The organism is Hydrogenophaga sp. (genome assembly GCF_030373225.1).
Classification (GTDB): Bacteria; Pseudomonadota; Gammaproteobacteria; order Burkholderiales; family Burkholderiaceae_C; genus Hydrogenophaga.
On the sequence record NZ_JAUCZG010000028.1, the window covers coordinates 35,873 to 62,563 of the forward strand.

The 26,691-nt window shown below is 66.2% G+C and carries 15 protein-coding genes and 1 pseudogene; 6 read left to right on the plus strand and 10 right to left on the minus strand.

The annotated features are described in order from the left end of the window. Together QUV35_RS14795 and QUV35_RS14800 are read right to left on the minus strand one after the other, a co-directional pair. Positions 1 to 1,188 (minus strand): cation:proton antiporter, encoded by a 1,188-nt coding sequence (locus QUV35_RS14795; RefSeq protein ID WP_300875654.1) that lies wholly within the window; start codon positions 1,186 to 1,188, stop codon positions 1 to 3. Positions 1,189 to 1,377: 189 nt separating this feature from the next. Beyond that, positions 1,378 to 2,289 (minus strand): SAM-dependent methyltransferase, encoded by a 912-nt coding sequence (locus QUV35_RS14800; RefSeq protein ID WP_300875657.1) that lies wholly within the window; start codon positions 2,287 to 2,289, stop codon positions 1,378 to 1,380. 70 nt (positions 2,290 to 2,359) lie between these two features. Here QUV35_RS14800 and QUV35_RS14805 point away from each other — a divergent pair, with 70 nt between their 5' ends. The 3 genes from QUV35_RS14805 (at position 2,360) to QUV35_RS14815 (ending at position 4,451) form a co-directional block, all read left to right on the plus strand. Further along, positions 2,360 to 3,406, plus strand: coding sequence for a serine/threonine protein kinase (locus tag QUV35_RS14805; protein WP_300875659.1), 1,047 nt, complete (start codon positions 2,360 to 2,362; stop codon positions 3,404 to 3,406). Positions 3,407 to 3,500: 94 nt separating this feature from the next. Then, the gene (locus QUV35_RS14810) at positions 3,501 to 3,953 is read left to right on the plus strand and encodes a MarR family transcriptional regulator (protein ID WP_300875662.1); all 453 of its coding nucleotides are present in this window, start codon (positions 3,501 to 3,503) and stop codon (positions 3,951 to 3,953) included. 69 nt (positions 3,954 to 4,022) lie between these two features. After that, entirely contained in the window at positions 4,023 to 4,451 is a 429-nt protein-coding gene (locus tag QUV35_RS14815; protein WP_300875665.1) for an organic hydroperoxide resistance protein, read from the plus strand. 82 nt (positions 4,452 to 4,533) lie between these two features. Here the strand turns inward: QUV35_RS14815 and QUV35_RS14820 are convergent. The 6 genes and pseudogenes from QUV35_RS14820 to htpG form a co-directional block, all read right to left on the minus strand. Beyond that, a pseudogene (locus QUV35_RS14820) lies at positions 4,534 to 4,869 on the minus strand (hypothetical protein); the annotation flags it as partial. Between the two features lie 93 nt (positions 4,870 to 4,962). Next, positions 4,963 to 5,919 (minus strand): response regulator, encoded by a 957-nt coding sequence (locus QUV35_RS14825; RefSeq protein ID WP_300875667.1) that lies wholly within the window; start codon positions 5,917 to 5,919, stop codon positions 4,963 to 4,965. Further along, positions 5,916 to 7,124, minus strand: a complete 1,209-nt coding sequence (locus QUV35_RS14830) for a hybrid sensor histidine kinase/response regulator (protein ID WP_300875669.1) — start codon at positions 7,122 to 7,124, stop codon at positions 5,916 to 5,918. The genes QUV35_RS14825 and QUV35_RS14830 overlap by 4 nt, the downstream gene beginning before the upstream one ends. Next, a complete protein-coding gene (locus tag QUV35_RS14835; RefSeq protein ID WP_300875672.1) occupies positions 7,121 to 8,446 on the minus strand; it encodes an ATP-binding protein in 1,326 nt (441 codons plus the stop codon). Before QUV35_RS14835 ends, QUV35_RS14830 begins: the two co-directional genes overlap by 4 nt. Continuing rightward, positions 8,439 to 9,869, minus strand: a complete 1,431-nt coding sequence (locus QUV35_RS14840; protein ID WP_300875674.1) for a class I SAM-dependent methyltransferase — start codon at positions 9,867 to 9,869, stop codon at positions 8,439 to 8,441. Before QUV35_RS14840 ends, QUV35_RS14835 begins: the two co-directional genes overlap by 8 nt. Positions 9,870 to 9,982: 113 nt before the next feature. Further along, entirely contained in the window at positions 9,983 to 11,845 is a 1,863-nt protein-coding gene (gene htpG / locus QUV35_RS14845) for a molecular chaperone HtpG (protein WP_300875677.1), read from the minus strand. Between the two features lie 227 nt (positions 11,846 to 12,072). Between htpG and QUV35_RS14850 the strand changes: the two genes are divergently transcribed. The 3 genes from QUV35_RS14850 (at position 12,073) to QUV35_RS14860 (ending at position 24,028) form a co-directional block, all read left to right on the plus strand. After that, the gene (locus tag QUV35_RS14850) at positions 12,073 to 14,244 is read left to right on the plus strand and encodes a peptidase domain-containing ABC transporter (RefSeq protein WP_300875681.1); all 2,172 of its coding nucleotides are present in this window, start codon (positions 12,073 to 12,075) and stop codon (positions 14,242 to 14,244) included. 1,023 nt (positions 14,245 to 15,267) lie between these two features. Beyond that, positions 15,268 to 22,587, plus strand: a complete 7,320-nt coding sequence (locus tag QUV35_RS14855) for a calcium-binding protein (RefSeq protein ID WP_300875683.1) — start codon at positions 15,268 to 15,270, stop codon at positions 22,585 to 22,587. A gap of 79 nt (positions 22,588 to 22,666) precedes the next feature. After that, positions 22,667 to 24,028 carry an HlyD family type I secretion periplasmic adaptor subunit gene (locus tag QUV35_RS14860; protein ID WP_300875686.1) on the plus strand — a complete coding sequence of 454 codons (1,362 nt, stop codon included), beginning with the start codon at positions 22,667 to 22,669 and terminating at the stop codon, positions 24,026 to 24,028. Between the two features lie 6 nt (positions 24,029 to 24,034). On the opposite strand, the gene QUV35_RS14865 is transcribed toward QUV35_RS14860, so the two are convergent. Both QUV35_RS14865 and QUV35_RS14870 read right to left on the minus strand, forming a co-directional pair. Continuing rightward, positions 24,035 to 25,312 carry an alpha/beta hydrolase gene (locus tag QUV35_RS14865; RefSeq protein WP_300875689.1) on the minus strand — a complete coding sequence of 426 codons (1,278 nt, stop codon included), beginning with the start codon at positions 25,310 to 25,312 and terminating at the stop codon, positions 24,035 to 24,037. A gap of 115 nt (positions 25,313 to 25,427) precedes the next feature. Further along, positions 25,428 to 26,561: a pseudouridine synthase gene (locus QUV35_RS14870; RefSeq protein WP_300875692.1), complete on the minus strand. Its 1,134-nt coding sequence runs from the start codon at positions 26,559 to 26,561 to the stop codon at positions 25,428 to 25,430. Between the last annotated feature and the right edge of the window lie 130 nt (positions 26,562 to 26,691).

The window sequence follows — 26,691 nt, forward strand, 5'->3', positions numbered from 1 at the left end:
TTATTCCTTGGTCACGTGGGTTTCCTGCGCGGTCATCAGTGCGCGCTGCGTGACCATCGGGCCCAGCAGTTCCTGCACCACCATCATCCCGGCCATCGCCGAGAGCACCGCCACCGCCGGCGCAAAACCATAGATGCGGCTCTGCTCGAGCAGCAGGATGGCGAAGGCCGACATGGGCGTGAGCGCCAGACCGGTGAGCAGGCCCTTGCGTTCGGTGATGCCCGACAGCCGCGCGGCCACCAGGTTGCAGCCCACCTTGGAGGCGGTGCGCACCGCGATCAGCAGCAGGCCCATGAGCATGCCGGCGCCCACATCGGCCCAGTTCAGCAGCGAGGCGATGTAGACGAACAGAAACACCGACAGCAGGTCGCCTGCGGTGCCGAAGTCGCGCTGCGCGTTGGTGAGGTGCACACGCCGCTCGCGCGCCACGATGCCGAACGAGAGCGCCGCCAGCAGCGGCGACAGCTTCAGGCCGTAGGCGGCGGTGGTGAGCAGCAGCACGGCCAGCGCAAACACCACCGTGACACCGTGTTCGTGCGTCATGCGCTGGCGCAGCATCCAGGGCACGACCACCCCCAGCAGCGCGCCGATGGCCACCGAGGTTGCGACGATGTACATGCTGCCGAAGGCCGCCAGCACCAGGTCCCCCGAGGTGTTGAGGTACCAGTAACCCACCACCAGCTTGAGCGCCACCACCGACAGGATGCAGTTGATCGCGCACAGGTGCAGCACGCGCTCGGTCACCTGGCCGGCGCTGCGCAGCTCGTTGGCCACGCGCACCACGCCGGCGGGCGAGGCCGAAATGGAGAGTGCCGCGATGATGAGGCGGTGATCCACCGGCAGGTCGAACCAGCCGCTGACCCAGTAAATCGCGGCAAACGTGATGAGCGACTCCACCACGCCCAGGGCCAGCATCCAGGGGTTGTGGCGGAACCAGCGCAGGTTGATGCGGTAGCCAAGTTCGAACAGCACCAGCGAGAGCGCCACGTTGGCCAGGAACGGCAGGCCGGGCACATCGGTGGTGAGGCCGGGCAGGTTGATCAGGCCGCCGATCAGGCCCACCGCCACGTAACTGGTGACGCGGGGAATGTGCCAGCGCTCGAACAGCAGCTCGGCCAGAAACCAGGCCAGCAGCAGCACCAGCGGCCAGGCAATGGACTGCAGCAGGAAGGCAAAATCGGTGACCATGGGCAGGCTCTCCTGGATGGGGTCTGTGGGATGGCGCCCCCGGGTGCAGGACACCACGGGACCACCAGGCAAACCGGCATCAGCGTGGCGCTGACTTGTACACCGGGAAGATGGCAAACAGGAGGCCCGAAGGACCACCGCGAAACACCAGACCGGCGCGTGCGCCAGGCTGTGTGCGACCGAACCGGCTCAGGCCGCCACCGGGGAAGAACCGGCTGCGGCCTGATCGACAGCAAACCGCGTCTTGAGTTCCGGCAGACCCAACTCGTCGAGCACCTCGGTCAGTCGCTGCCGGGCCTGCTGGCGTGCACCGTTTCGGTCGTGGGCCATTCTACGGGCGAGGATCAGTTCGTTCTTCATCGAGTGCTCCCACCCCACCAGCTCGGTCACTGTCACGCTGTAGCCACTGGCTTCGAGTTGCAGGCAGCGCAGCACGTTGGTGATCTGGCTGCCGAATTCGCGCGTGTGCAGCGGGTGGCGCCAGAGCTCGGCCAGCGGCGAGCGCGACAGGCTCAATGCCTTGTGCTGGCGCAGCACGCTGGCCACCTCGGCCTGGCAGCAGGGCACCAGCACCATGTGGCTGGCGTGTTTCGCCAGGCCGAAGGCAATGGCGTCATCGGTGGCGGTGTCGCAGGCGTGCAGCGCGGTGACCACGTCGATGCGCGCCGGCAGGCCCGGGTGGGTGAGCGCCTCCTGCACGGTGGTGGCCAGAAAGTCCATGCGCTCGAAGCCCAGCCGCTGCGCCAGCGCGCGCGACTTGTCCACCAGATCGGCCCGGGTCTCCACACCGATGACCCGGCCCGTGGCTCTGGACTTGAAGAACAGGTCGTACAGGATGAAGCCCAGGTAGGACTTGCCCGCGCCGTGGTCGGCCAGCGTCACGTCGCCGCGCGCGGCCAGCACCTCGGCCAGCAGCGGCTCGATGAACTGCACCAGGTGGTAGACCTGCTTGAGCTTGCGCCGCGTGTCCTGGTTGAGCTTGCCTTCGCGGGTGAGGATGTGCAGTTCCTGCAGCAGGGCCACCGACTGGCCTTCGCGCAGCTCGGGCAGCTGTTCCTGCAAGGTGGGCGTCGGGCGGCTGGGCGTCTTCGGTTTCGGCATGGGGTCGATGATAGGTGCGCGCGCACGGCGGCGGGCCCGGCAACGGTGACAATCGACCATGACATTGCCCATGACGCCCGACACCGCGGCCACCGCCGAGCATCCCTACCGCGCCCTCACCCCCGACGTGGTGCAGGACGCACTCGCCAGCATCGGCCTGTGGGGCGACGGTCGCCTGGCGGCCCTCAACAGCTTCGAGAACCGCGTCTACCAGATCCACCTCGAGTCGCCGGTGGAGGGGCATGCGCAGGTGGTGGCCAAGTTCTACCGGCCCGGGCGCTGGAGCGACCAGCAGATCGCCGAAGAACACGCCTTCGCGCTCGAACTGGTCCAGGCGGAGATTCCGGCGGTGCCGCCGCTGCGGGTCAACGGGGCCACGCTGCACCACTTCGGCGGCTTCGCGTTCGCGGTGAGCCCGCGCCGGGGCGGCCGGCGGCCCGAACTCGACGACTTCGACGTGCTCGAATGGATCGGCCGCTTTCTGGCGCGCATCCACAGCGTGGGCGCGGCCCGGCCGTTCGAGGTGCGGCCAGCGCTGGACGCGGCCAGTTTCGGCCACGAGCCGCGCGACTGGCTGATGGAACACGCGGCCGTGGCACCCGAGGTGCGCACCGCCTGGGCGGCCGCGCTCGAAGAGGCCCTGACGCTGATCGAAGCCCACCCGGTGCTGCGGCCCGGCGCGCAGATCCCGCCGGAGGGCATCCGGCGCATCCGGCTGCACGGTGATTGCCACCCGGGCAACATTCTCTGGACCCCCGAAGGCCAGCCCGGTGCGGGCCCGCATTTTGTGGACCTGGACGACGCGCGCACCGGCCCGGCCGTGCAGGACCTCTGGATGCTGCTGTCCGGCGATCGCCGCCAGCAGACGCAGCAACTCGGTGCCCTGATCGATGGCTATGAACAGTTCCGGCCCTTCGACCGCCGCGAACTGGCGCTGATCGAGCCGCTGCGCACGCTGCGCCTGATCCACTACAGCGCCTGGGTGGCCCGCCGCTGGGACGACCCGGCCTTCCCGATCAACTTCCCCTGGTTCGGCAGCCGCGACTACTGGCAGGGACAGGTGGACATGCTGGTGGAACAGATCGAGGAAATGCAGGGCGAGCCCTTGATGGCCTGAGGCCACCCGCCCCCGGTGCCGAAAGCCCCCACGACTTCGATGCCATTCGGACAATTCAATTGCACACAATTTAATTGCCAACGACAATCAGCGCATGACTTCGCGCTCATTGCCCACACCCGACCAGGCCCTGCACCTCGACCACCAGCTGTGCTTTGCGCTCTACTCGGCCTCGCTGGCGATGACCAAACTCTACAAACCCCTGCTCGACGAGATCGGCCTGACCTACCCGCAGTACCTCGCCATGCTGGCCCTGTGGGAAGAAGACGGGCTCGCGGTGTCCGATCTGGGCCACCGGCTGCACCTCGATTCCGGCACCCTCACCCCGCTGCTCAAGCGGCTGGAGTCGGCCGAGCTGCTGACCCGCCTGCGCGACCCGCAGGACGAGCGCCGGGTGCTGATCCGGCTCACCGCGGCGGGTCGCAAGCTCAAGGCACGGGCTGTCCGCATCCCCGGCTGCGTGCTCGAGGCCTCGCAGTGCCGGCTGTCCGACGCGATGGCGCTCACCCACCAGCTCCAGTCCCTGCGCGACCGGCTGACGGCCTGACCTGGCCTCCCGCCTCCCCACCTCTTTTCATCAACCCGCTGACTGTCAGCGAACCCACCAGGAGTCTCCATGCCCACCCAGCTCGACAAGGTCGTCTACACCGCCCGCGCCCACACCACCGGAGGCCGCGAAGGCAGCTCACGTTCCGACGACGGCATGCTCGACGTCAAGCTGTCACCCCCCAAGGCCATGGGTGGCTCGGGTGCCGCCACCAATCCCGAACAGCTCTTTGCCGCCGGCTATTCGGCCTGCTTCATGGGTGCCCTGAAACACGTGGCCGGCATGAAGAAGGTGGCGGTGCCGGCCGATGCCTCGATCGACGCCGAGGTGGACATCGGACCGATCCCGGCCGGCTTCGGCATCGCTGCCCGTCTCAACGTGAGCCTGCCCGGCATGGACCGCGCCGTGGCGCAGGACCTGCTGGACACCGCCCACCAGGTGTGCCCCTACTCCAACGCCACCCGCGGCAACATCGAGGTGACGATCACGCTGCTCTGAGCGGCGCACCGACGGCAAAAAGCCCGTCCGGCGTGAGCCGGGCGGGCTTTTTTTGTGGCCGGCCGCCGGCCGGCGGTGCTCACCGGTCCGGGTCGTGGATGGTGGTGCTGGTGCCCACGCCCACCCCGACACGGGCCTTGCTGTTGCCGATCGGGGTGCTGGCCCCCACGCCGGCACCCACGCTGACCGCCCCGCGCTGGTTCACACCCACACCCACGCCGACCGGGCCCACGCCGGTGCTCACGCCGGCATTGACGCCGCCCGAGCCCACGCCCACGCCGATGGAGAACGGACCCACCGGAATGCCCACGCCCACCCCCACCGAACACGCCGGGAGCAAGGCAAGGGCACACAGGGCAGCGGCCAGGCGTCTGGCCCAACGCAGTTGCAAACGGGCGGCAAATGAGAGATTCGGCATGGCATTCCCCGGTGGATCAGGCACAAGGGTACTTCACCCCCGTTGACTGAGCGCGAGCGGGCGCCTTGGTTCCACGGCGGCGACGAAGCGCCCTCAGGCCGTGGCCTGGCCCAGGCGCTCCATGGCAGCGGCGAGCCAGTCGTCGCGCAAGGCCTGCGCTTCGGCCAGCCGCACCCGCCAGCCGCCCGCCTCCGGCGTCACCTGGGCCTGCCCCTCCTGCCAGAGCAACCAGGCCAGCCAGGCGCACTGTGCCCCCGTGGGGGCCTGGCCGGCGGGCGCGACCAGCAGGCCCGAGAACACCGCCGCATCGGACACCCGCACAGCATCGCCATCGACCTCACCACCGACCGAGCGCGCCAGTGCCAGCAGGGCGCCTGCCGGCTCACCGCGTGCACCCAGCGACTGCACCCCATCGCGCAGCAGCGCGGCCATCGCGGCGCCACGCCGGGCCTCGGCCTGCAACAGGTCGGCGTGGTCCCAGCGGTTCCAGTCCACCGGGGGCTCGGTGCCGCCCACCATGAGCGCCGCCTCGGCAAAGCGGTACAGCGCCTGGTCGGGCGCAACCCCGCGCAGCGCCGCCCCCACCATGAACAGGGCGGCCAGCCGGTTGGCCAGCAGACGGCTTTGCTGGGCCAGCAGCTTGTCGCGCATCAACCCGTCGCGCTCGCTGCGCAAGGCGGCCAGCTCCAGCGCGTTCTTCAGGTCGGCGCGCAGGCTCTCCAGCTCCCAGGGCTTGTTGATGTAGCGGTAGATCTCGCCGGTGTTGATGGCCTCGATCGCGTCGCCCAGTTCCGAATAGGCGGTGGTCAGCATGCGCACGATGCCGGGGTAGTACTCGCGGGCGTGGCGCAGCAGTTCGTTGCCGCGTTCGCCGGGCATGCGCTGGTCGCAGACCAGCACCGCCACGTCGGCCCCATGGGCCAGCAGGACGGCCCGCCCCTCCTCCACCGAGCCGGCGGTCAGCACCGGGGCCAGCGGGCTGACCAGGCGCTCGAAGTACTTCAGCGCCATGGCCTCATCGTCCACATACAGGATCTTCGTGGGTGTCATCGGGTCTCCTCGACCGGGGTGTCGTCTGGCGACGGTGGGAAATAAAGGGTCACGGTGGTGCCCTGACACAGGATGGAGTGCACGGCGATGTCGCCACCCAGCGTGGTCATCACGCGCTGGCAGAACAGCAGGCCCATGCCGCTTCCGCCGCTGTGGGCGCGCGTGGTCACGGGCTCGCGCGTGAGGCGCTGCAGCACCTCGGGCGCGATGCCCGGGCCGTTGTCGATCACGCGCAGGGCCGGCTGTGCCGGCAGCCCAGGCAGCATGGCCACATGGTGCAGCGCCAGATGCACCCGGGGCTGACCGGGGGGCTCGGCCCGCAGGGCCAACAGCGCGTTCTTGACCAGCGTGCACAGCACGAGATAGAGCAGGTCGCGCCGGCCGGGCAGGGTGAAGTCGGCCTCCAGCTCGGCCGAGAGCCATTGCGCCTCGCCGGTCTCGAACGGGTATTCGTGCCGGACCGCCTGCACCAGTTCGCTGGCGCGCAGGCTGGCGGAGGTGTCACCGCGGCTGGCGTCGCGCGCCGTCTGCACGAAGGTGGACACCAGCGACTGCGCGTATTCGGCGCGCCGCTGCGCGGCTTCGATCATGAACAGCACATCGCCCGGCTTCTGCTGGGCGATGTAAGCCACGCCGCCAACGCCGTCGGCGTGGTCGCGGTGGTTTTCGCGCATGGCCGAGAGGTAGCCGCGCACCGTGGCCAGCGGAGACGTGACCTCGTGGGCCAGAAAACCCAGCGTCTCGCGCAGGGCCGACTCGCGCCGCGCGATCAGCGACTGGTCGCGGGTACGGCGCACGCTCGACGCCAGCGCCTCGCGCAGGGCCTGGCGGGTCAGGGGCTCGTCCAGCGGCTTCTCCAGGATCTTCTCCACATGACCCTGGTTGACCGCGGACATGGCCACGTCCTTGTCGGCATAGGCCGACACCAGCAGGCGCGCCACGTGGGGATACCGGTGTCTCACCTCGACCAGCAGAGCGATGCCGTCGCGCACCGGCATGGCGTAGTCGGTCAGCAGCACCGCCACCTCGTGGCCGCGCTCGCCCAGCAAGGCCAGGGCTTCGTCCACGCCGGCAGCGGTCAACACGGTGAACTCCGTGCCGTACAGGCGCGCAAACCACTTGCACGCCTGCGGCTCGTCGTCCACCAGCAAAATCGCATGCGGGCCCGACAAGCCCCGCGCTGCACCGGTTGGATCAACCATCATGGTGGCCTCGGCAAGTCAAAGGTGAATTCGGTCCAGGCGCCCGGTTCGCTGTCCACCGACAGCGTGCCCCCGTGGCGCTGCACGATGCCGTAGCTCACGCTCAGGCCCAGCCCGAGGCCGGCACCCACATCGCGTGTGGTGAAAAAGGGCTCGAACACCCGCCCGATGTTTTCCGGGGCAATGCCCGTGCCGTTGTCCCGCACCTTCACCTGCAGGCGAGGGCCATGGGGCGCCACGGTCACGCTGATGCGGGGCTGCTCCCGCCGCGCCGCCTGCAGGGCGTGCGCAGCGTTGCTCAGCAGGTTGATCAGGACACCGATGATGGCCGGCTCGTCGCCCAGCACATGCGTGTCCTGCGGCAACTCCACCGGAACGTCGATGCCGTTGAGTTCGTAACCGGCCAGCCGCAAGGCCGATCGCAAGGCGTTGCCCAGCAGGAAAGGACGCTGGGCATCCTGACCGGGCTTCTGGTAGGCGAAGGTCTTGAGGTCGGAGACGATGTTCTGGATGCGCTGCATGCCCTCTCGCGCATCGCCCAGGCTCTCCTTGAGCATGGCGTCGCCCTCCACCCCCGGGCAGGTCAGACCCATGTCGATCGCCATCAGGCTGTAGTTCACCGGGTTGTTGAGTTCGTGCAGCAGGCCGGCAGACAGTGTGCCGATGGCGGCCATCTTCTCGCGCTGGATCAACTGGCCCTTGACCTCGGCCAGCGTGGCGTTGATCTCGTGCAGCGAGGCGTTTTTCTCCAACACCTCGTGCTGCAGCGAGAACAGGCGGATGCGGGCCTTTTCGTTGAACCAGGTGCACACCGCGCTGGCTGCGGCGGAAAACAGGATGAACAGCGAATTGGTCACCAGTCGCGAAGTGTCGTCGGTGGTACCGGGGTGCAGCACACAGGCCGCCACATACAGGCCCAGAGTCAGCACGCCGAACCCCACACCCTCGAAGAAGGTGATCGGCAGGATGATGCCCACCGCGTAGAGCGCCAGGTGCAGGCCGACGAAATAGATCGAGCCGGCACCGTCGGTGACGAAGATCATCCAGGCGATCATGATCTGTGGCAGCAGCAGCCACAGCATGGTGAGCATGCGCACGTTGCTGCGCCCGAACGGCGTGAACAGCACGAAGAACACGCCCAGGGTGAGCAGCGCCACGAACACGCGCAGCAGGGAAAACTCCAGCAGGCGCTCCGGGTACGAAAAATAGTCCAGGCCAAAACCCGCCAGCACGAGCACGATGGAGGTGACGCTGCCGGCCTTGCTGTAGGTGAGCCGGAAGTCCGAGAGCTGTTGCTCGTAGGGCGAACCCGGGCGGCTAACCATTTTCCAGTGCCAGCGCTTTCAGGCGCGCATTGACCACCAGCTCGGCAAAGATGTTCACGCCGGTGGGATCGGTGTAGAGCGTCACCGGCGCATCGACCTCTTCGAGCACCGAGCGCATCTGCGCTTCGTCGCGGTAGATCAGGTGCCATTCCAGCAGGTGCTCCATGCCGTAGCGCTCCGGGTTGTCCGAATGCACATTGGTCACCAGCAGCTGGGCGCCCGGGTTGCTGCGCGACATGAAGTAGCGGATCAGCCGCGAGCACACCTTGTCCGACAGGTAGTCGAACAGGCCCGCACAGTAGATGGTGTCAAAGCCCTGTCCATCGGGCGGGGCCGTGTCGCGCGTGGCCCGCTTGAGCAGTTCGTGCACCGATTCCTGCACATAGCTCACGTCGACCTTCACGCCATGGGCGGTGGCGACCTCTTCGATCTTCTGCTGCGTGTAGCGCAGCGTCTCCAGACTGAAGTCGATGAGGGTGAACTTCAGGCGCGAGAGGTCCACACCGGCGGCGATCAGTTTCTGGATTTCCACACCGGGACCACATCCGACGTTGAGCACCCGGATCACGCGTTCCTGCGCGGCGGCGTTGAGCGCGGCCTTCTTCAGGAAATCCACCAGGATGTCGATGCGGTTGCGGTGCGCCACGGCCACCGCCGCCTTCAGGAACATCGCATTGATCAGCTGGATGTAGGTGGTGCTGCCCTGGCGCGGGTCGCCCAGGATCTGGTTGACCATCTCGTAGTCGCCGGCATAGCCCAGCGGCTTGGCAAAGGTGCGGTACACAAAGGGCGCGCGCAGCAGCAGCGGGTGCAGCGCGGTCTGGGCGTAGGCGCGGTGCAGCAGCGAGTCTTCTTCGGGCAGGCGCGAGGCCTCGTCTTCCAGCCGGACCAGAAACGCCTTGCCCTTGATCATCAGCGGTTCGGCAATGGCCTCGAACACGGCATCGCTCAGGCGTCCGCCGGCGTCGCGCGGGAGCGAATCGACCATGTCGGCCTGGTCGATCCAGCGCGCCGTCTCTGACAGGAAAGCACGGAACTCGCTGATGGTGACCTGGTAGCTCTGCTTGATCTTGAAGCGCGATTCCCAGTCGGCCACGAACCGCGCGGCCTCCTCGCGCACCTGGCGCACATCGCCCCGGATGGCGTTGAGGTCGGACCATTCGTCAATGAGCGCCACCGACACCACCGCCATCAGGCCGGTGTTGAGCAGGCTCACCACCACCGCCTTGCCCTTGTAGATGATGCGGTCGCCCGAGCGGATGGTCAGTTCCCCGAGCACCTCGCTGACCTGCACGATGGAGTACGGGTTGTAGATCTCCATCACCAGCGAGCGGCGCTGCAGGCTGGTCAGGGTTCCGCGGGCGCTCTCTCCCTGGCTGTTGCGAAAGGTGACGACGTGATCGAATGGGCGCTGAAGGTACACGGTAGGACCGGTTGGCTGTGTTGAGAATCAGTTGCAATGCACTGGCCCTTGGAAGAACCCCCCGGGGCACAGTGTAGTCATCCGCCCCGCCCCGCGGCGCCACCATCACCTGCTCACAACAGCAGCGAATTCACGCGCTTGACATACGCGGCCGGATCGTCCGGCAAACCGCCTTCGGCCAGCAGCGCCTGATCAAACAGGATGTGCGCCAGGTCGTCAAAGTGTTCGCTGCTCTCCAGTTTCTTCACCAGCGCGTGTTCGGCGTTCACCTCCAGGATCGGCTTCACTTCGGGTGCCGGCTGACCGGCCTGCTTGAGCATGCGGGCCAGCTGCGTGGACAAGTCCCCGTCTTCCACCACCAGGCAGGCCGGCGAGTCCACCAGGCGCGAGGTCACGCGCACGTCCTTGGCCTTGTCTTTCAGGCTCTCCTTCAGGCGCTCGAGCACCGGCTTGAAGACCTCGGCCGCCGCCTCTGCGGCTTTCTTCTCTTCTTCATCCTGCAGGCTGCCCAGGTCGACCGCGCCCTTGGCCACGCTTTGCAGCGGCGTGCCGTCGAACTCGGTGAGGAAGCTCAGGGCCCATTCGTCCACACGGTCGGTCATCAGCAGCACCTCGATGCCCTTCTTGCGGAACACCTCGAGCTGCGGGCTGTTGCTGGCCGCGGCCAGGTTGTCGGCGGTGATGAAGTAGATCGTGGCCTGGCCTTCCTTCATGCGGGCCTTGTAGTCGGCCAGCGACGTCATTCCGCTGACGGCGGTGCTGGCAAAGCGCAGCAGCCTGGCGAGCTTGTCGCGGTTGGCGAAGTCTTCGCCCAGGCCTTCCTTGAGCACCGCGCCGAACTCGGCGTAGAAGCCGGTGTACTTTTCGGTGTCCTTGCTCATGTCGTCCAGCATGGCCAGCACGCGGCGGGTGTTGCCCTCGCGGATGGCCTTCACGTCGCGGCTCTCCTGCAGCAGTTCGCGGCTCACGTTGAGCGGCAGATCGGCCGAGTCGACCACGCCCTTGACCCAGCGCAGGTAGGCCGGCATGAGGGCTTCGGCCTCGTCCATGATGAACACGCGCTTCACATACAGCTTGATGCCGGCCTTGCGATCGCGGTTCCACAGGTCTTGCGGCGCCTTGGCCGGGATGTAGAGCAGCTGCGTGTACTCGGTGCTGCCTTCGACCCGGTTGTGGCTCCAGGCCAGTGGCGCCTGCGTGTCGTAGCTCAGGTTCTTGTAGAACTCGGCGTACTGCTCGTCGCTGATGTCCTTCTTGCTGCGCGCCCACAGCGCGTTGGCCGAGTTCACGGCCTCCCACTCGTCGAGCTTCACCTGCGCGCCCTTCTCGGCGTCCCACTCTTCCTTCTGCATCAGGATGGGCAGGCTGATGTGGTCGGAGTACTTGCCGATGATGGACTTGAGCTTCCAGCGATCGAGGTAGTCACCGGCATCCTCGCGCAGGTGCAGGATCACGCTGGTGCCGCGCGCCGCGCGCTCGATGGTTTCCACTTCAAAGTCGCCGGTGCCGCCACTGGTCCAGCGCACGCCGTCGGCCGCCGGCAGGCCGGCTCGGCGGCTTTCCACCGTGATCCTGTCGGCCACGATGAAGCCCGAGTAGAAGCCCACACCGAACTGGCCGATGAGCTGCGCGTCCTGCTTCTGGTCGCCACTGAGGTGGCTCATGAAGTCCTTGGTGCCGCTTTTGGCAATGGTGCCCAGGTGGTCGATGGCCTCCTGAGCGCTCATGCCGATGCCGTTGTCGGTGATGGTGATGGTGCGGGCCTCGGTGTCGAAGGCCACGCGCACCTCGAGGTTGGGCGCGTCTTCAAACAACGCCGCGTTGTTCAACCCCTCGAAGCGCAGCTTGTCGCAGGCGTCCGACGCGTTGGACACCAGCTCGCGCAGAAAGATGTCGGGGTTGGAATACAGCGAATGGGTGACCAGGTGCAGCAGCTGTGCCACCTCGGCCTGGAACGACAGGGTTTGTTTGCTCATGGGAGTTCATTGAAAGGAAAACGGGGAACGCTTGCGGGGCGAAAGCATGCACAAGGTGCGTGGAGCACGGAATTATGGGCGGCGGCGGTGATTTCAAGCCGCAGCACCTTGGCAAGGGGCGCCCGCGCTCTGTCCGATTGCTGCATCGGCGGTATTTCCGGTGTGTCTCCACCCCCCTAGCCTGTTCGGGCTTTGCGCCACGAACAAGCAAGAGGGATGAACCAGAATTGACACCGCACCACGATGTGGGGCCGGCCCATGCCCTGCGCACCGAAGAAGTTGTCTGGCTGCTGGGCAGCCTGGCGGGCTTGCACCGAAAGCCCTTCGATGCCGAACTGCTGACCCGGCGTTTTGCCCCGCCGTGGGACCTGCCCACGCTGATCGAGGCCCTGGCCGGCCTCGGGCTCAAGGCACACGCCGTGCCCTGGCCCGACCCAGCGTATCCACCCCCGCCCCTGCCCGCCGTGGCGTTTGCGCGCGGCGCCTTGCCAGACAACGCCTGCACGCCGCTTCTGGTGGCCAGCCGGGGCGACGGGCCACTGGGCGTGTTCCGACCGGGCGAAGCGCCGTGCGAGCTGAATGACCTGCACGACTTGAGCCATGACGTGGAGCCATGGCTCCTGCTCTGCGCCGAGCAAGGCCCCCGTGCGCCGGCCGGGCCCGGCGAAGCCGGCAGCGCCCAGGCGGGAGAGCCCCACGCCAGCACCGCCAGCCCGGGCACAAGCCCGGGCTTCGGCTTTGCATGGTTCATTCCAGAGCTCGTGCGCCACCGCCAACTGTGGCGCGACGTGCTGCTGGCCAGCCTGGCCATTCAGCTGGTGGCTCTGGCCACGCCGCTGTTCACGCAGGTGATCATCGACAAGGTGATTGCCCACCACAGCGTGAGCACGCTCTGGGTGCTGGGTGTGGCGCTGGTGGTGTTCATGCTGTTTACCAGCACCTTGACCTGGCTGCGCCAGTACCTGGTGCTGCACACCGGCAGCCGCATGGACGCGGTGCTGGGAGAACAGGTCATGCGCCACCTGCTGCGCCTGCCGCTGCCCTACTTTGAAGCCCGCCCCACGGGAACGCTGGTGGCGCGGCTGCAGGGGGTGGAAACGCTGCGCGAATTCGTCTCGGGCGCGGCCGTCACGCTGCTGCTGGACCTGCCCTTCCTGTTCATCTTTCTGGCCGTCATGTTCTGGTACAGCTGGGTGCTATCCCTGGTGGCGGTGGGCCTGCTGCTGCTCATCGTGCTGGTGAGCCTGCTCATGGTGCCGGTGTTTCGCCAGCGGCTGGACCGCCAGTTTCTGCTGGGCGCGCACAACCAGGCGTTTCTGACCGAATACCTCTCGGGCATGGCGACGGTGAAGGCACTGCAGATGGAGCCCGACGTGGACAAACGCCATGGCACTCTGCTCGCGCAGTACCTGCAGGCCAGCTTTGCCACGCGCCAGCTGGGCAACACATACCAAGTGTGCGCCACGGCACTGGAGCAAACCATGACCCTGGCCATCCTGATCGTGGGCGCTTGGACAGTGATGCACAGCGACGCCTTCACCGTGGGCATGCTGGTGGCATTCCAGATGTTTGCCAGCCGGCTGAGCCAGCCGCTGATGCGCCTGGTGGGCCTGTGGCAGGAATTTCAGCAGGCCAGCGTTGCCGTGCAGCGCCTGGCCGACGTGCTGGACATGCCCACCGAACCGGTGAGCCTGGTGCCCCGGCGCGCGGCCGGCGGCACCGGCCACATCGAGGTGCAAAACCTCGGCTTTCGCTACAGCCAACACCACCCCTGGCTGTACCAGGGCCTGAACCTGACGCTGCCGCCCCGACAGCTCACCGTGCTCATGGGCCCGTCGGGCTGCGGCAAAAGCACGTTGGCCAAGCTGCTGCTGGGGTTTCATCTGGCCGAACAAGGCCGCATCACCCTGGATGGCCACGACATCCGCCACCTGGCGGCCAACGAACTGCGCGCGCACTTCGGTGTGGTGCCGCAAGAGACGGTGCTGTTCTCGGGCACCGTGCTCGACAACCTGCTCATGGCGCACCCACACGCCAGCTTTGAAGACGCCATGACCGCCTGCCGCGCGGCCGAAATCCACCACGTCATTGAACAACTGCCGCAGGGCTACCAGACCGAAATCGGCGAACGCGGCACCGGCCTGTCAGGCGGGCAACGCCAGCGCATCGCCATTGCCCGCGCCCTGCTCAAGCGGCCCCAGGTGCTGATTTTTGATGAAGCGGTGTCCAACCTCGACCAGGAAACGGCTGAGCTGTTCGCGCAAACGATCAATCGGTTGAAGGGCAAGGCGACGTTGGTTTTTATTACGCATCAGGTGCCCAGGGGGTTGGCGGTGGATGCCGTTATTCGCCTCGATGAACGCAAGAATTCCGAAGGAGGAAATATTCAGACTCCATAGATCTTCATTTCCCGATCGGGCGTGAACAGATGTACAGGCTCAATGAAATAGCAGCCAAGTATCCACTTGATGAGGATCGATCATGAACGCTATCGGAGACGTCAAAGATGCCGGAACACTTGCCAATCATATTTACGACACAGGCGGCGCCTCATGATGACAAATCATCAGATCACGAATTTTTGCATCCTTTCCATATTTTCCGTATTTTCTTTAGCAGGTTGCGAAAAAATGCATTCGCCGGAAGCACAGTTCGAGACTGTATTCATTGTTGCGTATACCAAAGGTAATTTGAAAGCAACCGATGACCTCGCGATGCTTTCCGATGGCCGTCATATTCAGATCAGATCCAATCCCTTTTTAAGCTTGATTGGATACTCAAGAATCCGAGTGCCGGAATACATCAAAAAGCGAAACTTTTGGCAACTTATCAAAGACACAAGCAAAGTTTCGCAACTACAAGGAATGGAGGGGCAACTATTTCATCGGAATGGGGAGCTATGCGTCAGTCAGAACTGTTTTGCATTGATGGCTATTTGCCCATCGGTCCAAAACCTGATAGCAGGCGAAAAGTGCACTTCATATCATTCAAATTGAGGAAACCAAATCATGTCAACCCTTGGCGTACGCATAATCTATTCGGGCAACGGTAGCAGTGTTGGCCACATGTACACCGTTTTCAAGAACGGCACCGGCAATATCGAAGCCGTATATGGACATTACCCTGATGGAGTTGACAGTCAACAAGATCTTTTGAGATTTGAAAGCAAATTGCCTGGACAAGAAGGCTATCCAGACTTTGCTCGCGACTTTCCCATTTCTCAAAATGCCTACGACCGAACATTGGGGTCGGCGAAAGCTGCTGAACGCTCCAAGGGTGATCCCTCAAATCAATGGGGGTGGTACGACCCGTTCAGCAATTCGTGCGTTGATTTCGCTTGGTGGTTGATGAGAGAGGCGGGAATATCGGCTCCTACTGACCAATTCGAGGGGTACTTTTGGCCAAAAGACAATCGAATTCCATTGGACGACCACTACTACAACCACTTTCGACGCCCAGAGTTCAATCGCGAGTTTCGCGGGAATTGGAACCAAGCCAAAACCTGGACCTGGCCCCGCGACCCGCTGATCCTCGACCTGGACGGCAACGGCCTGCAAACGGTGGGCCTCTCCGCCAGCGACGCCTGGTTTGACCACGACGGCGACGGCGTGCGCACCCGCACCGGCTGGGTCGGCCAAGGCGATGCGCTGCTGGTCTGGGACCGCAACGCCAACGGCAGCATCGACACCGGGGCCGAACTCTTTGGTGACTTCACGCCTTTGCCCAATGGAGCGCTGGCACCCAACGGCTTTGCCGCCCTGGCCGAGCTGGACACCAATGGCGACGGCGTCATCGATGCATCCGACCCCGCCTTTGCCGAACTGCGCCTGTGGCTCGACCCCAATGGCAACGCTGCCACAGAGGCCGGCGAACTGATGAATCTGGCGCAAGCGGGCATCGCGTCCTTGAGCCTGGGTCACACCCTGATGAATCAGCGCCAGGCCAATGGCAACTTGCTCGCTCGCCAAGGCAGCTTCACACTCGCAGACGGCTCGCAGACCTCCATGGGTGAATTCCATCTGTCGGTGGACACCTTCGATACGCGGTTCACCGAACAGATCGAAGTGCACGACGACATCGCCGTGCTGGCCCATTTGCCTGGATCAGGCGCCGTGCGCGATCTGCACCAAGCCGCTGCGCTCTCGCCCGATCTGGCCGATGTCTTGCAGCGCTTTGGCGCCGCGACCACGCGCAGCGAGCAGACCGTATTGGTCGACGAACTGCTGCTGGCCTGGGCTGGCAGCTCGGGCATGGCCGCTTCCATGGAGGCGCGCACCGGGGCCGCATTGCGGGTGGAATACAGCGGATTTGGCAACGTCCTGCGCTCGTCGCACATCGTCACCGCCTCCGTACGCGCCTCGCCTGTGTTGCAGCAGGCCGCGCTGTACACCGATGCCGGGGCGGCCTACTTGTCCGAAACGTATCGCCAGCTGATCAACGACTGGACGCACAAACTGCATGTGCTGGAGGCTTTCAACGGGCAGTACTTCTACAACCTTCCAGGCCAGGGCAGCCAGACGGCGGGAGCCAACTGGGGCTTGAGCTACACGGCGCCCAGCGGCAGTGCGCCGGGTGTGGTGGAGCTGAATTTCTCGGCCGCTCAGCTGCAACTGCTGGACGAGGCTTATGCCAGCCTGAGAGAAAACACGTATGCCGGTCTGGTGCTGCATACACGGCTCAGGCCCTACCTGAACATCATCGATCTGGTCGTGGACGCAAACGGCCTGCGGCTTGACGCCAGCCGCCTCAACACCGTTCTCAAAGCGGCACTTGAGAGCAACGCAGATGGCGCATTGCCCGATCTGCTGGATCTGTATCTGTATGCCGGTGACTTTTTGCGCGATACCAACTGGATCGGCTTCACGCAGCTGGACCAGATCATGAACGGGTTCGACTTGACACCGGAACTGAGCGCGCTGCTGGTTAACGCAGGTGTCCTGGTTTTGGGTGCCACAGACGACAAGGCGTCTCTGGGCAAAGACCAGCATTCGGCGCTGGGTGGCGCAGGAAATGACGTGGTGCAGGGCAACCACCTGAACAACATCCTTTTCGGTGGGGCAGGCGACGATCAGCTTCACGGTCAAGGCGCAGACGACTGGTTGGTGGGAGGTGCGGGCAACGACCACTTGATGGGTGGCGCCGGCTCTGACACCTACCGCTTTGGCCGGGGCGATGGAAACGACACCATCACCGAGGACACCTGGACACCTGGAGAAACCGACCGGATTGAACTCAAGGCAGGCTTGTCAGCGGACGACGTGCGCCTGCAGCGCGTCCGCAGCGTGAACGGCTGGCTCACGACGGACGATCTGGTGCTCACCATCCGCGACACCGACGACACCGGCGACACGCTGACAGTGAAGAACCACTTCAACCAGAGCAACCGGTATGCGGTGGAACAAGTCGCCTTTGCCGACGGCACGGTGTGGGACGCCGAGGCCATCCGCTCGCGGGTTTTGCTGGGCGAGGCCGAAGACGAAGACCTCCAGGGATTCTTCGGACGAGACAACCGGATCAGCGGTGGCGCGGGCAACGACCGCCTGCGCGGCTCGACAGGCGCCGACACCCTCGAAGGCGGCACCGGCAATGACGTTCTTGAAGGCGGATCGGGCGCCGACACGTACCGCTACCAGCTGGGCGACGGCACCGATCGCATCGCGGAGAACTGGGACCGCAGTGGCCACGATGTGTTGGAACTCGGCGCAGGCCTCAACCCGGGCAATGTGCAGTTGTTCTGGACCCGGCAGTACCACCTGCGTGTGGTGCTGCCCGACGGTGGCCAGATCGTTGTGGAGCATCAGGCAAACGGCGAGGGCCCCGGCATCGAGGCGATTCGCTTTGCCGATGGCACGCAATGGGATCTGGACGCCCTGTACGCCCGCACAGCCATCACCACCGATGGCGACGACGATCGGGTGCTGGGCACACGGAACGACGTGGTGGACGGCGGCGCGGGCAACGACCAGTTTCACAACCTCGGGGGTTATGACACCTTCGTGTTCGGCCTGGGCGACGGACACGACGTGATCCATCCCACCGGCGGAGCGCTCCGGTTCAAGGAAGGCCTCGTCCAGAATGACGTGCGATTCACCACCGAAGGTTCCGACCTGGTCGCCTACCTGAAGAGCAGCGGCGACACCCTGCGACTGAAGGACTGGACGACCGACTGGAAGCGCATCACGGGCTTTGAATTCGCCAACGGCACGGTGCTCAACACCAGCCAGGTCTCGGCTCTGGCGGGTGCGGGCGACGACCTGCAGTTGCTCTTCGGCTCACCCAGCGGCGACACCCTGACGGCCACAGGCCCCCGGGCGGTGGTGCATGGAGAAGGAGGCAACGACACGCTGAGCGGCGGGCCTGGCAACGATGTTTTGTACGGTGGCGGTGGCGACGATGTGCTGGACGGCGGCGCGGACAACGACAGGCTGCAAGGTGATGCAGGCCGCAACACCTATGTGATGCGCCGCGGCATGGGGCTGGACACGGCCATCACCGGGTCGCTGGCCACCGCGCAAGACCTGGTGGTGCTGCCCGAAGGCGTGCGCCTGCAAGATGTCACGGTGGGCCTGCAACTCTCTGGCCCTGCCGAGGCGATTCCCGACGGCAACAGTCTCTTTGACCGGGTGGTCATCGGCATCGGCCAGAACGACGCCCTGGTGATCCGGGGCTTCGACCCCGTCTCTCATCAAAACCTCGACGTGATGCAGCAGGCCGCGCAGACCTTCCGTTTCGCGGACGGCACAGAACTCACCCTGACCGAGCTGCTGGCGCTCTCCAATCCGGGGCGGCTGGGGGAGCACTACCTGGGACGGCAATCGGCGGTCGACATCCGGGGCAGTGCGGGCGACGACAACATCAACGAATGGTATGGCCACGCCCCTACCCGCCGCGTTGCAGCGGGCGACAACAACGACCGGGTGAGCGTGGGCCGCAACGACCACCTCGTCTCTGGCGGCTGGGGCAACGACCACCTCGACACCATGGGCGGCGAAGACGTGGTGGCCAGCGATGCGGGCGACGACGTGATCGACACCGGCAGCCAGAACGACGTGGTGCTGTTCAACCGGGGTGACGGGAACGACCAGGTGGACTTCGGCACCGGCACCGACACCTTGTCGTTCGGCGCAGGCATTGCGCCCGAAGACTTGTCGATCGCGCTGTCGCCCGATGGGCACTGGCTGATCCTGGTGGACGGCGGGGCCGGCGGTTCGGTGCAGGTGCGCCCCTTCGACGTCGACAACCCCAACCCAACCACCAGCCTGCGCCTGCAGTTCGTCAGCGCAACGGGCGAGGCACGGGTGTTCGACTTCTCGGCCTGGGTCCGGCAGCACCAGACCGCTCTGCTGGCCACGTCAACCGCTTCGGCGCTGGCCTTCGACGGTTCGGGTGTGGAGATCACAGGCGCGGCGGCCCTGGCTGGCGGCCTGGCGGCGGTGGCCCACGCGCAGACGGGCGATCTGTTCGGCGCCGCCACGCTGGTTCGGGCTTTGCCCGGCGACCTGAGCGACTGGATCCACGGCACCGACGATGCCGACGTGATCAACGCGGGCGCCGGCCACGACCACGCGATGGGGCATGCTGGCAACGATATGCTGCAGGGTGGCGCCGGAGACGATGTGCTGTACGGCGGCGAGGGCGACGACGTGTTGGTGGGTGGCGAAGGCAACGACCAGCTGTTGGGCGGCGTGGGCGCCGACACATTGTGGGGCGGTGGTGGCACCGACGTCCTCATGGGCGGCTTGGGCGGCGACACCTATCGTTTCGAGCTGGGCGACGGCAACGTGACCATTGAAGACGGCCACGAGCTCATCGAAGGCATGGGCAGCTCGGCCTTTGAAGACGACGAAGAAGGCGAAATGATCGACAGCGCGCCCAACGTGCTGGCCTTCGGCGACGGTATTTCCCGGCAAGACCTGGTGTTCACCGAAGTGGGCAACGACCTGGTCATCACGCTCGAACATTCGCCGCAGGACCGCCTGGTGCTCAAGGGCTTCGACCCGGGCCGCGCCACCTTCACACACTCGGTGGACGTGTTCCGCTTCCACGACGGGACGGAGATCGTGGAACTCGACACCACGCAGGTGGGCGTGACCGAGTACGCCGGCGACGACGGAGCCTGGCTGTTCGGCACGCCCGTGTCCGACCGCCTCATTGGCGGAGCAGGCCATGACCGGCTCTTTGGCCGGGGGGGCGCAGACCGGCTGGCCGGTGGCGTGGGCTCGGACACCTACCACGTGCAAGCGAGTGCCACACCCGAGAAGCCCACCCAGACCGTGATCGCCGAGGTCTGGCGCCCGCAAGACATCAACGTGCTGAACATCGATGGTGATGTGACCGGCCGTGATTTGTGGCTGGCACTTGAAGGAGACGACCTCGTTCTGCGCATGGGCCCCAATGGCGACAGCGTGCGCTTCGTCGGCTTCGATCCGCGTGTGCCGGGCATGCAGGCACCGGTGGAACGCATCGAGTTGGGTGGCACGGGCGAAGTGATCCATTTCAACGACCTGCTGGCGCTGGGCATTTTCGACCAAGACGCAACCTTGCCTGATCTTCTCGTCAACGTGGGGGACGGCGTGATCGATGTCGATGGCACAAACGCGACGAACCTGTCTGGCACCTTGGCCTTCGACCCCGACATCGACAGCGCCGCCATCCAGCGCGATCTGCGTTTCGAGCCGGACGGTGCGGGCGGGTACCGGCTCCTGCTGTCGTATGGCGGCGAAGGCGATGTCGTCCGCATCGCCGGCTTCAGTCCCGCTGATGCTGCCGCCGCGCTGCCATGGCTGTTGCGCTACCGGTTTGCAGACGGCCCGGCGATCGAGCACACCGAATGGATGAAGGATGGCGTTCATGTGGTGGAAGGCGACAGCGCCGCCGACGCGCTCTCGGGTACCAACCTGAGCGATCTGCTGTACGGGTACACGAGTGACGACCTGCTGGCGGGTGGCGCAGGCGAAGACGTTCTCACGGGCGGACCGGGGAATGATGTGTTGCGTGGCGGTCAAGGACGGGATGCCTACGTGGTCAACCGCGGTGACGGACAGGACACCATCGAGGACAGCGTGGGTGACAGCATGGGCAACTCGCTCACGCTTGGTCAGGACATCACGCTGGAAGACCTGTCGTTTGACATCGTCGGCGCGGACATGCACATCCGCCACGGAGTGGGAGACGAAGTGCTTGTGCGCAACTTCGCGCCAGAAGGTGCACAAGGCCCCTGGGTGATCGACAGCCTGGAGTTTGCGGACGGCTCGTCGGTCCTCCTGCGCGAGCACCTCAACCGCGCGCCCGAGTTGGTCAACCCTGTGCCCGACCAAGTGGTTGATGAGGGAACACCGTTCCTGTTGGTGCTTCCGCAAGGTCTGTTCTCTGATGCTGACGGCGATGCCGTCACTTGGCGGCTTGGGATCGAGGCCGGCAGCAGCCCAGGGGACTGGCTGCGTTTTGATGACGCTTCACGCACCCTCTACGGCACACCCGGCTTCGATGCAGCGGGCGATTTCCAGGTTCTGGTCCAAGGCATGGACAGTTTGGGCGCGTCCGGCTTTGACCGATTCAACGTGCGGGTCGACGGCGTTCCTCAACCGGAAGCGCCCAACAGAAACCTCCCCCCCACCCTCAACCCCGACACCGCCACTTTGCTGGCCAACGCCACCGCACCCGTCACCGGCAACGTGTTGCACAACGACACCGACCCCGACGGCGACACGCTCGTTCTGCTGAACACCGGTGCGCATCAAGGCCTTCTGGGGGTGCTCACCTGGCATGCCGATGGTGCCTACAGCTACGCGCTGGACGCCGCTTCGCCCGCTGTGCGTTCGCTAGGTGCGGGGCAAACCGCCACCGAGCACTTTGCCTACACCGCCACCGACGGTCAGGCGCAGGCGCAGGCACAGAAACAGGCACAGGGTGGGCTGGCGATCACGGTGGAAGGCGTCAACGATGCGCCTGTGAAACAGCGCGCCCTGAGCGGCAGGCTGGTGATCAGGAAGGAAACCAGCGCATGGCAACTGCCCGCCGATGCGTTCACCGACCCGGACGAGGGCGACAGCCTGAGCTACACCGCCGCGCTGGCCAACGGCAGGGCCTTGCCCGACTGGCTGGCGTTTGATGCCGCCTCGCGAACCTTCGTCGCCACACCACCGTCCCACGCCAGGGGCGATCTGGCGGTGAAGGTCACGGCCACCGACACGCACGGTGCGAGCGCATCGCAGGTGTTCGGTGTCAACGTGGGCCAGCGCGGTGACAAACCCAAAGGCAACCAGGGTGTGGGCCATGGCGCAGGCACGCCGCCGCCCGGACACGGCGACAGTTTCAACGTCGGGATGGACAACTGCGCAGGCCGGTCGGGCGCGAAGAACCACACAAGGTCGGCCAGCGAGATCGCCTTCAGCGCAACGACGCAGTCCCCGCGCGCCATGGCGCTGGTGGACTGGTCCGGGTGGACCGCAGCACACAAGGGCGCCATGCCTCAGCGCACGCCTGCCGCAGCGGCACCCGGCGTCGAGCTGCACTGGCAGCGGCTGCTGGCCTCGCTGCAACAGCTGGACGCCGAACGCCAGGCGGGAGACAGGTGGGAGCACCGCGCTGCGGGGTCCGGGCCAGTCTTGTCCGGGCTCACGGTGGCGGGTGTGCAAACCGGCTGGCCGGGCGGTGCCGTCGGGGGGCTCGCGCCCGGGGCAGGCACGCAGCTGGCGAAGTTCAACGGCCTCACGGAAGGGCTGGCGTCCTTGAGCTGCTGAAGCCGCAGACCACAGCGCTCCGGGCACACCACCGCGACGTTGTGGTCGTGTCTGTTTGCCGTGAATCGAGAACATCCCCATGACCACCGCCCGATCGCCAGAGCCCGCCGCCGCTTCCCACCTCGCGTTCCACCCTCCCCTGATTCGCCTTCAGCAACAGGCCCCTTCACCCATTGGGCGGCGCGTGCTGTGGTGCCTGCTGGCGCTGCTGGTGTTCCTGCTGGTCTGGGCATCGGTGGGTCGGCTCGATATCGTGGCCGTGGCCGAAGGCAAGCTGGTGCCCGAGGACCACCTCAAGATCGTGCAGCCTTCCGAGGCCGGCATCGTCAGCGCCATCCTTGTGCGCGAAGGGCAGACGGTGCACAAAGACCAGGTTTTGATGCGCATGGACGTGCTCACCACCGACGCCGACCTCCTTGCCCTGGGCGCCGAGCGCTGGCGCAAGCAGCTCGCGTTGCGCCGTCTGGACGCTGAACTGGCTGGGCAAGCGCTGAACATCGAAGCCGCTGACCCGCCAGCGCTGGCGCAAGAGGCCGTGGCCCTGCAGCAGGCGAACCGGGCGGCGCAAGACAGTGCGATCGCAGAGGAACGCAGCCGCATGCTCAAGGTGCAACAAGAGCTCGCTGCCGCTCAACAGCAAAGCCAGCGGCTGCAGGCGGTGCTGCCCCACTTCCAGGCCCAGGAAGCGGCCTACGCACAGCTGGCCGAGCAGGGCTTCACCGGCCAACTCATGGTCAGCGACAAGCGCCGCGAGCGCATCGAAAAAGAACAGGAACTGGCCACCCAGCAGCACATGATCGCCTCGGCCAGGGCGAGCATCGAACAGTCGGTGAAAAAGCTCGAGCAGATCAGGGCCGAGCACCTCCAGCGCCTGCACACCGAGCGCATCGAGACCCGATCGCAGTTGGAGCGGATGGAGGCCGAATGGCAGAAACAGCAACACCGTCGCGCCCTGATGGAGCTGCGCGCACCACACGAAGGCATCGTGAAGGAGCTGGCCACGCACACCGTGGGCACGGTGGTACAACCCGGCACCGTGCTGGCCACGCTGGTGCCGCAGCAAGCTCCATTGAAGGCGGAGGTATGGATCTCCAACTACGACGTCGGCTTTGTGAGGCCGGGTCAAACCGTCAAGCTCAAGTTGGCGGCGTATCCGTTTCAGAAGTACGGCATGGCCCATGGTGAGCTTCAGTGGGTGAGCGCCGATGCGCAGACCGAGGAGCCCGGGCCGGCGACGGTGCCCACGGGCGCATTGCCGCCGCCGCGCTACAAGGCCACGGTGACCCTGCAAGAAGCTGCCTTGGTGCGCGACGAAAGACGCCACGCACTCACCGCAGGCATGCAGGCGCAGGCTGAGATACGGCTGGGCCAACGCACCGTGATGCAGTACCTGCTGTCGCCGGCGCAGCGGGCCTGGCACGAGTCAGCCAGGGAACGCTGAAGCGGCTCAGTCGGACCCGGTGCTGCCCGATGCCGGCTGAAGCCACTGCACCAGCTGCTGCGCCACCACCGGGCTGGAGAGCAGTTCCAGGTGGCCGGTGCGGTAGACGGTGCGCTGGCTCTCCTTGGCAAACACCAGCCGGCGTGCCGCATCGTCGTGCTGGCCCAGGGCGCTGCGCAGCGGCACCAGCCCGTCGCCGGTGAGCCGGTCGGCCAGCAGGCCGCGCTGCGGGGCCAGCGTGGCGGCCACCGCAAAGCAGGCCACGCCCTCGGGCAGGGGCAGGGGCTCGCGGTGGTCCCGGGCCGACTCGAAGCGGCCGCGACCCTGCCAGTCGTCGTCCAGCACATGGCCGTGGCGCAGGTCGGTGATACCGGCGCTGCGCAGCATGCCCAGCCGCGTGAACGGCAAGGTGAAGGGCGATGCGGCGAGCAACACGTCCACCCCGTGGCCGGCGCGCTCCAGCGGTGCGCCATGGTGCGGCGTGCCCAGAAAAACCAGGTGCCGCAGTTGCGCCGGCCAGCGGTGCCCGGCCTCGCGGGCATAGAACACCGCCGCACGCGCCAGCAGGCCGCCCATGCTGTGGCCGATGATGCTGATGGTCTGGAGCGCGGGCCACCGGACGACCAGCTGTTCGAGCTGGCCCGCCAGTTCGCGCCCGTTGATGGAGGTGTGCAGGCCGCTGTTGTAGCGCAGGTACACCGGTGTGCAGCCCAGCGCCTGCGCCAGGAAGGCGCCGTGGTCGTGACCGGCGCGCAGCCACTGCGTGTCGTTCATGCACAGGCCGTGCACCATCAGCAGCAGGTGCGTCGAGCGGCCGGCCAGCCGCTCGCTCAGCTGCGTGGGCCGCTCCAGCGGCAGGCTTTGCCCTTCCAGGCGCAATGCCATGCGCTGCACCAGCGGATTGTTCTGCGCCAGCAGGCGGTCGCCCATCACGCCGTTGAGCGCGGCCAGCACGGCCTCGCGACCGGGCGAGGGTTCGGGGTGGGTGGACGGGTCGTCGAGCAGCGGCAGCAGGGTGGACAGGGCGCCGTCGAGCCCGTGGCCGACCATCGCCGTCACGCCGCGGATGCCACGGTAGATCTGCCCGGTGAGGCCGCCGGTGCGGTCGTGTTCGGTGCCTGCCGACAGACCCATCTTGCGGCGCACCGACTGGTGCACGCCCTCGGCTATGCCGATCACGCCGGTGGTGGCCTGGGTGGCCAGGCGCACGGCGGCCTGCAGGTCACTGGGTCGCAGGTGGCGCAGCACGGCCTGGCGGGTGATGGAGGGTTTGGCTCGGGTCATGGGGCATTGTGGCCCTCGTGTCGCCGGTTCTGTGTGTCGGGGAGTGTTGTGGTCGGGATTCGCCGGCGGTTTGCCCGGGGGCGGACGCAGCGGGTCCCGCAACGACATCCGCGAATCAGAAAGCTTCGTCCGCCCGCAAATACCGCCACTGTCCCACCGGCAGATTGCCCAGCACCACCTGCCCGATGCGCACGCGCTTCAGGCCCACCACATGCAGGCCCACCTGTTCGCACATGCGGCGGATCTGGCGCTTCTTGCCCTCCACCAGCACGAAGCGCAGCTGCTCCGGGTTCTGCCAGTCCACCTGCGCGGGCTTGAGGGCCTGCTCGTCCAGGCTCAGGCCGTGTCGCAGCCGCGCAAGCTGGTGCGGCGGAAAGACCGCCTGCACGTTCTCGGCGATCACCCCCGCGCCCATCGGACCGTTGGGAGCGAACTGCACGCGCACGAGGTACTCCTTCTCCACACCGCTGCTCTCGCCGATCAGCGTGCGCGCCACCCGGCCGTCCTGCGTGAGCACGAGCAGGCCGGTGGAATCGATGTCGAGCCGGCCGGCCGGGGCCAGGCCACGCGTGTGCTCGGGCGCGAAGCGGCGGCCATCGGCCGGCGTCTTGGCGTCGCCGCGCCACTGGCTGGGCGCACCGATCAGCGTGGCCGCAGCCTCGTGCCCGTCTTCGGGCTGGCCGCTCACATAACCCACCGGCTTGTTGAGCAGGATGGTGACCTGCCCGGCCTGCTGGTGACGCGCCTGGGGCAACACCTCCACCTGCGCGTCGGGCGCCACCGGCATGCCCATCACCGCCGGCTCGCCATTGACCAGCACCCAGCCGCGCGCGATCCATTCGTCGGCTTCGCGGCGCGAGCACAGGCCGAGATCGGCCATGCGTTTGTTGAGCCGGATCTCGCCACGCACGTTGCCCACGCGGGCCAGGTCGGGCCGGTGGGGCTGCGGCGGGCGTGGTACGGCGGACGGGCTGCGCTGCGGGCGATCGGGGGCCGCAAAACGATCGTCGGCGCGGCGCGGCGCCGGGCGCTCGCTCCGTCCGCGTTCGCCCTCGGGTCCGCCGCGCGGGGCACCCCGCCCTTGCGGTGCTTCACGCGGGGGTTTGGGTGCCGAGGCCGACACACTTTTGGCGCGGGCCGGGCCGGGCGGGCGCACCGGGGCACGGCGCGGTGCAAACGGATCGGCGGGTTTTTTCTGTGCGGCGCCCGGGGTGAGCTTGAGCGTGCGGGCGGGTTTGTCGGTGGTCATGCCCGGATCATCCCAGATCGTTCAAAAAGAGACGCCACGACAGCAACGGGCAAGCGTGGGGACATGGGTCCTAGGTGTGAAGAGTCAAGAGGTTGTTTCTTGACGAGCTGAGTCTGGACATGGGAGGCAA